Source organism: uncultured Pseudoflavonifractor sp. (assembly GCA_904419835.1).
In the GTDB taxonomy this organism is placed as follows: domain Bacteria; phylum Bacillota; class Clostridia; order Oscillospirales; family Oscillospiraceae; genus Pseudoflavonifractor.
The window spans coordinates 41,632-55,516 of the sequence record CAJFTA010000011.1 but is presented as its reverse complement, the minus strand read 5'-3'; the positions used below and the strand labels follow the sequence as shown (position 1 = coordinate 55,516).

Below are 13,885 nucleotides of genomic sequence, written 5' to 3'. Positions count from 1 at the left end.
TACCTATAAAACAGCGTGGGAGGGGATTTGATTGCGTGGGAGGAGAAAAAAGAGAAAAGCCGCCTGCCCCTCGGAGAGGGACAGGCGGCTGAGGGGACTGCTTACAGCTCCCGGGTGGGGACATGCCAGATGTTGTCGGCGTAGTCCCGGATGGAGCGGTCGGCGGCAAAGATGCCGGATCGGGCGATGTTGATGAGGGACATCCGGTTCCAGGCCTTCTGGTCCAGATAGGCCTCGCCGGCCCGCTGGTGGGCGTTCTTATAGCTCTCAAAGTCAGCCAGCAGCAGGTACTCGTCGGGGGCGCTGCCGTTCTGGCCGAAGAGGAGCCGGTTGGTCAGGTTGGTGTAGCTGACGCCGTCGTTGAAGCCGCGGGCAATCTGGTCCAGCACGGCCTTCATGCTGGGGGAGCCCACGTAGTACTCATAGGGCTTGTAGCCGCGCTGCTTGAGCTCCACCACCTCGTCGGCCTTCAGGCCGAAGAGGAAGATGTTCTCGTCGCCCAGCTGCTGGTGCATCTCCACATTGGCGCCGTCCAGGGTGCCGATGGTCAGGGCGCCGTTCATCATGAACTTCATGTTGCCGGTGCCGCTGGCCTCCTTGCCGGCGGTGGAGATCTGCTCGCTCAGCTCGCTGGCGGGCATGAGCTGCTCGGCCAGGCTGACCCGGTAGTTCTCCAGGAACACCACCTGCAGCCGGTCCTTACAGGCCGGATCGGCGTTGATGGTGGCGGACAGGGAGTTGATGAGGTGGACGATCTCCTTGGCCACATAGTAGCCGGGGGCCGCCTTGGCGCCGAAGAGATACACCCGGGGAGTAAAGGTGAAGTGGGGATCGCTCTTGAGGCGCTGGTACAGGTAGACGATGTGCATCACGTTGAGCAGCTGCCGCTTGTACTCGTGGAGGCGCTTGACCTGCACGTCGAAGATGGCGTCGGTGTTGAGAATGACGCCGCTCTCCCTGGCCACGTAGGCGGCAAAGGCCTGCTTGTTCTCCGCCTTGATTTTGCCCAGGCGGGAGAGCACGCCGGCGTCGTCCTTGTACTTCTCCAGCTTCTTCATGGCCTCAGGCCGGAGCAGGTAGTCGTCCCCGCCGGTGCAGTCCTTGATGAGGGCGTCCAGCTTGGGGTTGCACTGGGACAGCCAGCGGCGGTGGTCGATGCCGTTGGTCACGTTCTGGAACTTCTCGGGCGTGAGGGCGTAGATATCCCGGAACAGATCCTTCTTCAGGATGTCGGAGTGGAGGGCGGACACGCCGTTGACCGCGTAGCAGGCGCACACGCACATGTTGGCCATGCGCACGTCGCCGCCCCAGACAATGGCGTTGCGCTCCACGCGGCCCATGTCGCCGTGGAAGGCCTCGGTGAGGCGCTGCTGCCAGCGGTTGGAGATCTCGACGATAATCTCCCAGATACGGGGCAGCAGGGTCTGGACCAGCTCCTGGGGCCAGCGCTCCAGGGCCTCGATCATGACGGTGTGGTTGGTGTAGGCCACCGTGTGGGTGACGATATACCAGGCGTCATCCCAGGTGTAGCCCTCCTCGTCCAGCAGGATCCGCATCAGCTCGGGGATCACCAGCGTGGGGTGGGTGTCGTTGATCTGGATGACATGCTTCTGGTGGAAGTTGTGCAGGGTGCCGTACTGGGCCCGGTGCTTGCGCACGATGGACTGGATGGTGGCGGAGACAAAGAAGTACTGCTGCTTCAGCCGCAGGGACTTGCCCTCGTAGTGGTTGTCGTCGGGGTAGAGGACCTTGGCGATGACCTCGGCCATGGCCTGCTGCTCCACCGCCTTCAGGTACTCGCCCCGGGAGTAGAGGGACATATCCACGGGTACGGGGCTCTTGGCGTCCCACAGCCGCAGCACGTTGACGTGGTCGGTGCCGTAGCCGGCGATCTCCATGTCCTTGGGGATGGCCAGCACGTCGGTGCCGCCCTCATAGGCCACCCGGTGGCGGCCGTTCTCATCCCAGTAGCCCCTGACCTTGCCGCCGAAGTGGACGGTCTCGGTCTCGTCGACCTTGGGGATGAGCCAGGCGTCGCCCAGGCCCAGCCAGTTGTCCGCCAGCTCCACCTGCTGGCCGTCCACGATCTTCTGCTTGAAGATGCCCAGCTCATAGCAGATGGAATAGCCGGTGGCGGGGATCTCCAGGGTGGTCATGGAGTCCAGATAGCAGGCGGCCAGGCGGCCCAGGCCGCCGTTGCCCAGGCCGGCGTCGGGCTCGGCCTCGAACAGGTCGGCGGCGGAGAAGCCCAGGGACTCAATGGCCTGGGTCAGGGGCTCCAGCACGCCCAGGTTGTAGGCGTTCTTCATCAGGGAGCGGCCCATGAGGAACTCCAGGGACAGGTAGTGGACCTGGCGGGCATGGCTGTTCTTCACCCGGTCCTCGGTCTCCAGCTCATGGGCGGACATAATGTCCCGCAGCACCATGGCGCAGGCCTTGAACATCTGAGGCACAGTGGCCTCATCCACGTCGCGGCCAAAGTTGCGGCGCAGCTTTCCGGTAATCAGATTGGTCAATTCGGTCTTTGTATAATTATGCAAGGGAACGCATCTCCTAAACATAAAATAGGCTGGGAAAACAGATATAGCTGTCCTGGTAACAGCGACCTATTTTACCACAAGGAGTTATTTAATGTCAATGTAACAGGGACAAAATCGGAGATTAAGACAAAAACTATGGCTCATTTTCCGGTAATCCAGCCGTAAATCTCCAGATACTCGCCGGCGGATTTGCCCCAGGAGAAGTCGGCGGTCATGCCGGAGCGCATCAGGCAGCGCCAGGCCTTGGGGTTGTTGTGGTACAGATCCACGGCCTCGTGGAGGACCCACATCATGTCGTGGGCGCTGATGTTGGCGAAGGTGAAGCCCCGGCCCTGGCCGGTGAACTTGTTGTAGGGCAGCACGGTGTCCCTCAGGCCGCCGGTCTCCCGCACCACGGGGACGGTACCGTACCGCATGGCGATCATCTGGGACAGGCCGCAGGGCTCGGCCTCGCTGGGCATGAGGAACAGGTCGGCGCCGCCGTAGATGGCGGTGGACAGGGAGGCGGAGTACATCATGTGGGCGGCGAAGCGGCCGGGGTACTGGGCCGCCGCGTGGCGGAAGGCCTCCTCATAGTTCCAGTCGCCGGTGCCCAGCACCACCATCTGCACGTTCATCTTCATAATCTCGTGGATGGAGGCGGTGACCATGTCAAAGCCCTTGTGCTTGACCAGACGGGAGATGCAGGCGATGATGGGCACGTCCGGGTCCTGGTTCAGGCCGCAGGCCTGCTGAAGGGCGGCCTTGCAGGCCTTCTTGCCGGACAGGTCGTCGGCGGTGAAGGCGGCGGCCAGGCCGCTGCCGCCGGCCGGGGTGTACAGCTCGGTGTCAATGCCGTTGAGAATGCCCCGGATTTTGTTCCGGTTGTCGGCGATGACCCCCTCCAGGCCGTGGGCGTAGAAGGCGTACTGGAGCTCCTGGGCGTAGGTGGGGGAGACGGTGGTGACGTAGTCGGCGGCATAGATGGCGCCCTTCATCAGGTTCACGTCCCCGTGGTACTCCAGCATATGCTCGTTGAGGTAGCCCGGTGCCAGGCCCAGCAGGTCCTTGAGCACCTGGCTGCCGTACCGGCCCTGGTACTCAATGTTGTGAATGGTGTATACGCTCTTGGCGTCCCGCAGCTCGGGCACCACATGGCGCTCCTCCAGCAGGTAGATGGGCACCAGAGCGGTCTGCCAGTCGTTGCAGTGGATCACGTCGGGCTGGAAGCCCACATGCCCGGGCGTCTCGATGATGGCCCGGGAGAAGAAGGCGAAGCGCTCGCCGTCGTCATAATGGCCGTAGATCTGGGCGCGCTTGAAGTAGTACTCGTTGTCCACAAAGTAGTAGGTGACGCCGTCCCGCTTCAGCTCGAAGATGCCGCAGTAGGGGGTGCGCCAGGCCAGGTGGACGTGGAAATTGCACAGGTAGGTCATCCGGCTGCGCCAGTCCTGCCCGATGCCCTCGTAGAGGGGGAGAATGACCCGCACGTCATGGCCATGGGCGGCCAGCGCTTTGGGCAGGGAGCCGGCCACGTCCGCCAGTCCGCCAGTCTTGATGAAGGGGGCTACCTCGGAGGAGGCAAAGAGGATATTCATATGGGAGCTCCTTTCAGAACCGGCCGCCGCTGGAGGCCGGTGAATTAAAGTTTTGGGAGGACAAGCACGAGAGACGAAGCCTGTCCGGCCCCGTCTCTCGCGTTTTCGGCGGTTCGCCGGCCGCCGGTAATGTTTTTATACAGTTTCGTCCTTGGCGATGGCCAGGGGATAGGTCTCATGGCCCATGAGCATCCGGCCGGGGTTGACGTGGACGTTCTTGTCCGTGATGGTGTACTTGAGGACAGCGCCCTGCTGAATGGTGGTGCCCTGCATCAGGATGCAGTTCTCCACCAGGGCGCCCGCCTCCACCCGCACGCCGCGGAAGAGGATGGAGTTGCGCACGGTGCCCTCGATGATGCAGCCGTCGGCCAGCAGCGAGTTGACCGAGCTGCCCTGCTCCCCGTAGTAGGTGGAGGGGTTGGACTGGTCCTTGGTCTTGACGGGGCGCTCGGGCACAAACAGGTCGGCCCGGACGGCGGGGTCCAGCAGCTCCATGCTGCGGGCAAAGTAACTGGGGACAGACTGGAGCCGGGCGGCATAGCCGTCGAAGATGTAGGGGACGATCTTCAGGGTGTGGACCATGGCCTGGAGCACGTCCTGGCTGAAGGAGGGGCTGTTGTGGGCGGCGCACTGGTCCACCAGGGAGAGCAGCAGGCTCTTGGAGAGGATGTATACCTCCAGGGACTCGCAGCCCACCGGGGCGTAGGGGTGGACGGACACGTCGGTGATCCGGCCGTCGTCGCCGATGGTGAAGTAATCAGAGGAGCGGGGATCGCCCTTGGGGTTGCGGGTGCACACGGCGGTGATATCGGCGCCGCTCTTGATGTGCTGCTGATAGATCTCCCGCATGGGCAGGTTGACGGCGATGTCGCCGCCGGCCAGCACCACATGCTCCTGCTTGATGTTCTTCAGGTAGGAGTAGACGCCCTCCAGCGCGTCCATACGGCCCCGGCACACGCCGCCCCGCTGCTTGTTGGCGTAGCCGAAGGGGGGCAGGATGCGCAGGCCGCCGTGCTTGCGGGACAGGTCCCAGTCCTTGCCGGAGCCCAGGTGGTCCAGCAGGGACTGATAGTTGGCGTGGACGATGATGCCCACGTCCACAATGCCGGCGTTGACAAAGTTGGAGAGCATGAAGTCAATGATGCGGTAGCGGCCGCCGTAGGGCACGGAACAGGTGTTGCGCACCTGGGTCAGCTCCCGCAGGTCAGCGTTGGAGCGATAAGCGAAAATGATGCCGTGCAGCTTGTTCATCATTCCGCAGCACCCCCTTTCACATTCCGGGTAATCATAGCGTTGGCGGGTACGTGGGCGCCGTCGCCCACCTCAATGTCCTGGGCAACCACAGTGATGCCCCAGTCTCCTGTACCGCTGGGCGGAGGCGGCGCGCCCACGGAGGCGCCGCGGCCGATGACCGCGTTCTCCGCCACAATGGTGTAGTCCACGGTGGCGCCGGCCTTGACCACGGTGCCGGGCATCAGGATGGAGTAGCGCACGGTGGCGCCGGGCTCCACAATGACGGAGTGGAACAGCACGGAATTTTCAACGGTGCCGTACACCTCGCAGCCGCCGGTGACCATGGAGTGGGTGAGCTTGGCGTCGGGGCCGGTGAAATGAGGGGGCTTGGTTGGCGAGCGGGCGTAGATGGGCCAGCTGGGGTCGTAGGGGTCGATACCGGTGCCGATGGACAGCATGTCCATATTGGCGTCCCACAGGGAGCTGATGGTGCCCACGTCCTTCCAGTAACCCTTGAAGCGGTAGGCGGACATCTTCTCGCCGGCGCCCAGCATGGCGGGGATGATGTCGTGACCGAAGTCATTGGAGGAATTGGGGTTGGCCTCGTCAGCGATGAGATAGTCCCGCAGCTTGGACCAGGTGAAGATGTAGATGCCCATGGAGGCCAGGTTGCTCTTGGGCTCCTTGGGCTTCTCCTGGAACTCGTAGATGTTGTCCTCCTCATCCACGTTCATGATGCCGAAGCGGCTGGCCTCCTCCATGGGGACCTCCAGCACGGAGATGGTGCAGGCAGCGCCCTTCTCCTTATGGTAGGCCAGCATGGCGCCGTAGTCCATCTTGTAGATGTGGTCGCCCGAGAGGATCAGCACATAGTCGGGATCATACAGCTGCAGGAAGCCGATGTTCTGGTAGATGGCGTTGGCGGTGCCCTTGTACCAGGTGCCGGAGTCGCCCTTCTGGACGTAGGGCGGCAGCACATGCACGCCGCCGTCGGACCGGTCCAGATCCCAGGGCTGGCCGTTGCCCAGGTAGGCGTTGAGCTCCAGGGGCTGATACTGGGTCAGGACGCCCACGGTGTCAATGCCGGAGTTGATGCAGTTGGAGAGTGGGAAATCGATGATGCGGTACTTCCCCCCAAAGGGGACGGCGGGTTTTGCCACATGGCTGGTCAGGGCGTAGAGACGGCTGCCCTGTCCGCCAGCCAGCAGCATGGCGACACATTCCTTTTTCATTCCTAACACCTCTGCTTATTTGGTGGTAATTCGCCTGGGTATTTACCTTTCCATCGGGGCGGAGTGCCTGAAAGAGCCGCTCCGAAGAAAAATCAGGATTTTTTGGCCGTGGAACGCTTCTTGCCCACGGGGGTCAGCTTGACGGCGCCCCCCGCCTTGGCGGCCTTTTTCCTGAGGGCCGGCTTCTTCCGGGTGCACCGGTAAATCACGCCGCTCATGGGGGGAATATCAATCACCAGAGACTGCTCCTGGCCGTGCATGGGGATATCCTCGGAGCTCAGCGGCTCCTTGTCGCCCAGGCCGGATCCGCCGAAGCGCTCGTCGTCGGAGTTGAACACGCACTGATAGGTGCCCCGGTAGGGGACGCCCAGCCGGTATCCCGGCCGGTGAACCGGCGAGAAATTGCACACGGCCAGCACGAAATCCCCCTTGCGATCCTTCCGCAGGAAGGAGGCGCAGTTGTTTTGGTTGTCGTCGGCGCAGATCCACTGGAAGCCCTCCCAGGAGAAGTCCAGATCCCACAGGGGCTTGTTCTCCAGATAGAAGGCGTTGGCCGCCTGGAAGAAGGCCTTGATGTCCTGGTTCTCCTTGTTCTCCAGCAGGTGCCAGTCCAGGGAGTACTCATAGTGCCACTCGTTCCACTGGCCGAATTCGCTGCCCATCATCAGCAGCTTCTTGCCCGGGTGGGCCAGCATGTAGGTATAGAAGGCCCGGACGCCGGCGAATTTCTCCTCGTAGGGGCCGGGGATCTTGTTGAGGAAGGAGCCCTTCATGTGGACCACCTCGTCGTGGGACAGGGGGAGGATGAAGTTCTCCGAGAAGGCGTACATCAGAGAGAAGGTGATGTCCTTGTGGTTGAACTGCCGGAAGTAGGGGTCCAGCTTCATGTAGTGGGTGATGTCGTTCATCCAGCCCATGTTCCACTTCAGATTGAAGCCCAGGCCGCCCTCCTCCACCGGGTGGGATACCAGGGGCCAGGCGGTGGACTCCTCGGCAATCATCAGCACATCGGGGTGGGGGACAAAGATATGGGTGTTGAGGGTGCGCAGGAAGTCGATGGCCTCCAGATTCTCATGGCCGCCGTACTTGTTGGGCACCCACTCGCCGCTCTGACGGCTGTAATCCAGGTAGAGCATGGAGGCCACGGCGTCCACCCGCAGGCCGTCGATGTGGTACTGCTCCAGCCAGAAGAGGGCGGAGGAGAACAGGAAGGAGCGGACCTCCTTCCGGTCGTAGTCAAACACACGGGTGCCCCAGTCGGCATGCTCGCCCTTCCGGGGGTCTGCGTATTCGTAGCAGGGCTCGCCGTCAAACTCGTACAGGCCGAAGGCGTCCTTTGGGAAATGGGCGGGTACCCAGTCCAGAATCACGCCCACGCCGGCCTGGTGGAGCTGGTCGATGAGGTACATCAGGTCGTGGGGAACGCCGAAGCGGCTGGTGGCGGCAAAGTAGCCGGTGCACTGGTAGCCCCAGGAGGCGTCCAGGGGGTGCTCGGTAACGGGCATCAGCTCCACATGGGTGAAGCCCATCTCTTTTACATAGGGCACCAGCCAGCCCGCCATATCCCGGTAGCTGAGGAACTCGCCCTCGCCGGTCCTACGCCAGGAGCCCAGGTGCATCTCGTAAATATTCAGCGGATTGTGGTAAATCGGATGGGCCTTCCGGTACTCCAGCCATTTCTGGTCGCCCCACTGGTAGCCGGACAGGTCGTAGAGCTTGGAGGCGTTGCCGGGGCGGGTCTCGGCGTGGAAGGCGTAGGGGTCGGACTTGGCCAGAACCCGGCCGTCCCGGGCGTGGACGGCGTATTTATAGGTGTCGTACTGCTTCATGCCCGGGATGAACAGCTCCCACACGCCGCCCTCCAGGCGGTTCATGGGGTGGGACTCCTCACTCCAGCCGTTGAAGTCGCCCATCACGGATACGCCCCTGGCATGGGGCGCCCAGACGCGGAAGACATATCCGTCCTGCCCGTCCTGATTGGCGGGGTGAGCGCCCAAATAGTCCTGTGCGTGGCAGTTATCCCCATGCAAAAAATGGAAAAGCGGTGTGTCAGGCTGCTGGGGGGTGGGGCTTGCTTGATCCGTGCGGGTCATAGGGAACACCTCCAGAAAATTGGAAAAAACTTGCAAAATAAAGCGTTTATGAGCGATTTTGAATGTCGAATTGACACAAATGACTGTTTTCAACGGAATTAATTTGTATAAATTATACAACAATACAAGTTGCCAGTCAAGTGCAGAACCAGTAAAAAGTTAAAAGGTCTGAAGTATGGACTCAAACAGGGGAAAACACTGCAAAAAAAGGCAGACGGATCCGGATCAATCCGTCTGCCTGCCGGAGGCAGCCTGGTGATCCCGCTCGATGTCCTCAAAGGCGCGGAGGAAGGCGGCCCGCTGCTGGGCGTAGCCCTCCTCGCCCAGACGGGTGAGGCAGGTCCCCAGAATCAGGGACAGTTCGGCGGAGAGCCAGGCGCTGCCGTACATGCCCTCCTGATTGTAGTATTGGGCGTTCTCAGCCAGTTCTCTGGCCTCCACCAGGCTGCCGGCGTCCAGCGCCTCGCGGGCAGCGGCTGCGCCGGCGAGGGCGTGGAGCAGATACCCCTCGTCGGTGGTGCCCGCCTTGTTGTCGGTATCCAGAGCGGCGAGACAGTCGGCCCAGCGGTGCTCCCGGTAGGCGGCCCGGGCCTCGTCCAGCCCGTCGGGGGCGGTGCCGTCGGATACCGGCGCACCGGAGAGAAAGTATCCGGTGGGAAAACCCAGCGCCCCGGCCAGGTACTCCAGGGTGCGGACGGAAGGGATGGCGCTGTCATTTTCAATTTTGGAGAGCATATTGCGGGTAATATAGTCCCCCACCAGCTCCTTTTGGGTCATCCCCTTGCTCTGACGTGCCTCGCGGATCTTCTGACCAAGGGTCATAGATGTTCCCTCCCTGCGTAACTGAAATTTACTCTTCTGTTATTGTAGCAGGTATGGAGGGAATTTACAATTGAAAAATAGAGCTGCTATCTGTAAAAATCAGGGAATTGGATAAGGGCCTGCCAGCGTCAGAGTAAGGAAGGCGTTGGAGTAAGCGGGTGTGGCAGGGAGGGAGACTGTGGTATTGTTGTCGGCGGAGTCCACATGGATGCCAACGAGAAAGCCGGGCAGCAGAGGCACAGCAATGGTACGGCTCACCAGCACGCCGTTGGAAAGAGGCGTGCGGGCCCAGGGGAGATAGCCGCCGGGGGTGACGCCGATGGTGATATAGTGGGGCAGATCAGTATTGGTTAGTGCGCCGAAGCTAATGAGATAGAGCCCGGCCGTCTGGATAACGGCGTACTGGCCGCTGGCGCTCTGGGTAATGCCTTTTCCATTAAATTGGTCGAAGGTAATAGAACCATAGAGGGGGGTGGAGAAGGTCTGGGCTGCGCTGCTGGAGAAATTTCCGTATACGGCGGGCTGGACGGGACCAGTGGCGCCGGCAGGGCCTGTGGGCCCGGTTGGTCCCGTGGATCCGGTTGGTCCCGTGGATCCGGCTGGTCCTGTGGGTCCGGCTGGTCCTGTGGGTCCGGCTGGTCCTGTGGATCCTGCTGGTCCCGTGGTCCCGGCTGGTCCTGTCGGCCCTATTAGTCCGGCAGGTCCAGTTGGGCCGGCCGCCCCTGTGGGTCCGGTCTGACCGGTTTGGCCGTCGGCCCCCGCAGGTCCGGTTGGGCCGGTCGGTCCGGGAATGGGGCATACCGTGACAGTGGACCAGGGGCAGAACGGACGGCTGAGATTTGGGTTGCCGAAAAAGTAATTCATAGCAAAAACCTCCGCCCCAGTATATGACAGGGGAGGGGCGCGGGAGAAAAAAGCCGCCCCTGAGCCGAGAAGCCTCGGACAGGGGCGGCGGAACGTCTGTTTGGCAGGCTGGGACTCAGCCCACAGGCAGCACTTCTACAATGCGGCAGACCAGGGAATTCTCAGTGATGCGGTCGTTGCTGGCCATCAGATCGGCCAGGACATCCTGGTCCTCCTCCAGCTCCAGCTTGACCACGGCGCCCTGATGGCGCTCCTCCTTGGTCTCGGCGGCGGTGTTGGGAATATCAAACACCATCTTGGCCACCTTGTCACGGAGCAGGTTGGCCTTGGTGGCGTTGTCGGCAAGACCGAACACGATATGGCTGTCATCGCCGGCTGCGCCGGGGGTGAAGATGGCGATGTTGGGGGTGCCGTCGGCATTGACGGTAGACACCACGGACACACCGCTGTAAGCGGCGATGGCGTCCAGCAGCTCCTGCTGGCTCATATTGCCGTACAGGCCGGTGGTAACGGAGGCGGTGGTGACGGCGTCGGTGCTGGGGGTGCCGCCGGAGGTGTCGCCGCCGGCGGGCTGGCTGCAGGCGGTGAGGCTGAGGGCCATGACGCCGGCCAGGGCGGCAAGGACAAGCGCGTTCTTTTTCATGGTGGGACTCCTTCCTTCAAATAACGGATAGAACTGTCTGATTGGGAAACAATTGTATTTTATCGCATTGTCAGAAAATTGTCAAATCAAAAATGTATAAAATGCGCATAAAATACATGAACAAAATGTTATAAAGCAGAAAAATTGTCAAATATGATCATGGATCAGCCCCTGCTCCTCCATGGGGCAGGGGGCGCCGTAGGAGGAGAAGGAGGCGGCGATGTCCAGGAAGCGGCGGAGGGTATCGCTGATAACCTTATTGCGGTGGCAGCACAGCAGGAAGGAGCGCTGCCAGACGCAGCCCTCCACATTGACCCGACAGAGCTCACCCCGGGAGAGCTCTCCGCTGACCAGCCGGGCGGAGAGGACGCTCAGCCCATAGCCCCGCATGACGGCCTGCTTGATGGCGGTGGCGCTGCTGCACTCCCACTTGGCGCTCAGAGGCAGGCGGCGGCGGGCCATGAAGGACTCAAAGAGGGCCCGGGTGCCGCTGCCCTGCTCCCGGAGGATAAAGGGCTGCCCGGCCAGCTCCTCCGCCTCCACCGATTTCCGTGCGGCAAAGGGGTGGTCTGGGGCGCAGACCAGGATGAGGCAGTCGCTGATGATGGGGGAGGAGAGGATTTCCTCCCTGCGGATAATGCCCTCCACAATGGCCGCGTCCAGCTCGTTCTGGAGGAGCAGGGTTTCAATGGTGCGGGTGTTGTCCACCCGGACCGACAGATCCACGTTGGGCCGGACCGACCGCAGCTCGTCCAGAATGGAGCACAGCACCGTGCTGCCCACGGTGAGGGTGGCCCCAATCCGCAGGGAGGGCCGCTCCCCTTCGCCTTTCATGACCTCGTCCAGCCGGTCAAAGGCCTCCACCGCCAGCAGGGCCTGGGCGCGGAGGGTGCGGCCCGCCTCGGTGAGAAAGAGCTCCTTGGGGTAGCGCTCAAAGAGCCGGGCTTTGTACATCTTCTCCAGCTCGCCGATGGTCTGGGAGACCGTGGGCTGGGACACATAGAGCCGGGCGGCCGCCTCGCTCATGTTTCGGGTCTCAGCCACGGTGAGAAAAATTTTCAGGTGGCGGATGGTGATCAACGGATACCCCTCCTCTTGCCGGTATCGGCTTTTCTGATTGCCTCTATCCGATTTTACTATTTTACCAATGGCAGAACAAGTGATAAAATGAAAACAATACTGCCAAAGGCGGGGCGCCCGCCGGAAAGGATGGAGATTCCAGTGAAGGTTTTGGTTATCGGCGGCGTGGCCGCGGGCACAAAGACGGCCGCCAAGCTCAAGCGGGAGGACCCCTCGGCGGAAGTGACCATTCTCAACAGGGGTGAGGATATCTCCTACGCCGGCTGCGGCCTGCCCTACTACGTGGGCGGCGTCATCGCCGACCGTGGGGAGCTGATTGTCAATACGCCCGCCCAGTTCGAGAAGCTCACCGGCGTGGCGGTGAAGTGCGGCGTGGAGGCCGTGGCCCTGGACCGGTCCGCCAGGACCGTCACCGCCAGAAACCTCTCCGACGGCAGCGAGACCGTGTACGGCTATGACAAGCTGGTGCTGGCTGTGGGCGCCTCTCCCGTGGCGCCGCCCATTCCCGGCGTGGATCTGGAGAACGTATTCTTCCTCCGCACCCCCGAGGATGCCGCAGCCCTGCGCCTGGCCGCCGAGAGCGGCCAGGTCCGCCGGGCCGTGGTGGTGGGCGGCGGCTACATCGGCCTGGAGGCCGCGGAGAACCTGGCCGCCCGGGACATCCGCACCACTGTGCTGGAGATGGCGCCCCAGATCCTCCCCGGCTTTGACCAGGAGATGGCCGCCTGGGCCGAGGACCGTCTGGCCGACCAGGGCGTTATGGTCTTCACCAACGAGCGGGTCACCGCCATCACCGGCGAGGGGAAGGTGGAGAAGGTCCTGTGCGAGAGCCGGAAGATGAAGGCCGATCTGGTGGTGCTGTCCACCGGCATCCGGCCCAACACCGCCTGGCTGGCGGACAGCGGCCTGGACATGGTGAAGGGCACCCTCCTCACCGACTTCCACGGCCGGACCAGCGACCCGGCCGTCTGGGCCGTGGGCGACTGCGCCATGGTCCACAACCTGATCATCGGAGCCCCGGCCTGGTCCCCCATGGGCTCCACCGCCAACATCGCCGGCCGCAGCGCCGCGGTGAACCTGGCGGGGGGCGAGAGCCAGTATCAGGGCGTGCTGGGCACCGCCGTGTGCAAGCTGCCCGGCCTCAACGCCGGGCGCACCGGCATGAGCGCGGCCCAGGCTGCCGCCGCCGGCATTGACGCCGAGAGCGTGGTGTGCGTGCTGGGCGACAAGGCCCACTACTACCCCGGCGCCGGCGAATTTATCGTCAAGCTGACCGCCGCCCGTGCGGATCAGCGGCTGCTGGGCATCCAGGTGCTGGGAGAGGGCGCGGTGGACAAGATGGTGGACGTGGCCGTCACCGCCATCACCCTGAAGGCCCGCCTGACCGACCTGGCCAACATGGACATGGCCTATGCGCCCCCCTTCTCCACCGCCATCCACCCCTTTGTGGCCGCGGTGCAGATCCTGCTCAACAAGCTCTCCGGCCGTCTGGTGAGCATGGGCCCCGCCGATTTCCAGGCCGGAAAGGCGGAGGGGTATCAGGTGCTGGACGTGGGTAAGGCGCCTGCCGTTGAGGGCGCCCGCTTCCTGGACTTTACCGCCCTGCCCGCAGGGATGGACGGGGTGGAAAAGGACAGCAAGCTCCTTCTGGTGTGCACCAAGGGCCGCCGCGCCTACCTGACCCAGAACCGGCTGCGGGCCCTGGGCTATCCCAACACCGTGGTGCTGGAGGGAGGCACCACCGTCAACGGCACCGAGCTGGTGAAATAAGCGAGAAGTTCCGCGCTGAAACACAACATCA

At 62.7% G+C, this 13,885-nt stretch carries 9 protein-coding genes; 1 reads left to right on the top strand and 8 read right to left on the bottom strand.

The features are described from left to right. Positions 1 to 101: 101 nt before the first annotated feature. From QZY67_RS03315 to QZY67_RS03280, 8 genes are all read right to left on the bottom strand, one after another. Positions 102 to 2,561, bottom strand: a complete 2,460-nt coding sequence (locus tag QZY67_RS03315; RefSeq protein ID WP_295368528.1) for a glycogen/starch/alpha-glucan phosphorylase — start codon at positions 2,559 to 2,561, stop codon at positions 102 to 104. 119 nt (positions 2,562 to 2,680) lie between these two features. After that, on the bottom strand, positions 2,681 to 4,117 hold the full coding sequence (glgA, locus tag QZY67_RS03310; RefSeq protein ID WP_295368527.1) for a glycogen synthase GlgA: 1,437 nt from the start codon (positions 4,115 to 4,117) through the stop codon (positions 2,681 to 2,683). A gap of 135 nt (positions 4,118 to 4,252) precedes the next feature. Next, a complete protein-coding gene (gene glgD, locus QZY67_RS03305; RefSeq protein WP_294535517.1) occupies positions 4,253 to 5,371 on the bottom strand; it encodes a glucose-1-phosphate adenylyltransferase subunit GlgD in 1,119 nt (372 codons plus the stop codon). Next, entirely contained in the window at positions 5,368 to 6,582 is a 1,215-nt protein-coding gene (locus QZY67_RS03300; protein ID WP_294535514.1) for a glucose-1-phosphate adenylyltransferase, read from the bottom strand. Before QZY67_RS03300 ends, glgD begins: the two co-directional genes overlap by 4 nt. Positions 6,583 to 6,674: 92 nt before the next feature. Next, positions 6,675 to 8,675, bottom strand: a complete 2,001-nt coding sequence (glgB, locus tag QZY67_RS03295; RefSeq protein ID WP_295368525.1) for a 1,4-alpha-glucan branching protein GlgB — start codon at positions 8,673 to 8,675, stop codon at positions 6,675 to 6,677. Between the two features lie 225 nt (positions 8,676 to 8,900). After that, the gene (locus QZY67_RS03290; RefSeq protein ID WP_295368524.1) at positions 8,901 to 9,497 is read right to left on the bottom strand and encodes a helix-turn-helix transcriptional regulator; all 597 of its coding nucleotides are present in this window, start codon (positions 9,495 to 9,497) and stop codon (positions 8,901 to 8,903) included. Between the two features lie 979 nt (positions 9,498 to 10,476). Next, the gene (locus tag QZY67_RS03285; RefSeq protein ID WP_294534689.1) at positions 10,477 to 11,004 is read right to left on the bottom strand and encodes a pyridoxamine 5'-phosphate oxidase family protein; all 528 of its coding nucleotides are present in this window, start codon (positions 11,002 to 11,004) and stop codon (positions 10,477 to 10,479) included. A gap of 147 nt (positions 11,005 to 11,151) precedes the next feature. Then, positions 11,152 to 12,084, bottom strand: coding sequence for a LysR family transcriptional regulator (locus QZY67_RS03280; RefSeq protein WP_295368522.1), 933 nt, complete (start codon positions 12,082 to 12,084; stop codon positions 11,152 to 11,154). 141 nt (positions 12,085 to 12,225) lie between these two features. Between QZY67_RS03280 and QZY67_RS03275 the strand changes: the two genes are divergently transcribed. After that, positions 12,226 to 13,854 carry an FAD-dependent oxidoreductase gene (locus QZY67_RS03275; protein WP_295368521.1) on the top strand — a complete coding sequence of 543 codons (1,629 nt, stop codon included), beginning with the start codon at positions 12,226 to 12,228 and terminating at the stop codon, positions 13,852 to 13,854. Positions 13,855 to 13,885: the final 31 nt, after the last annotated feature.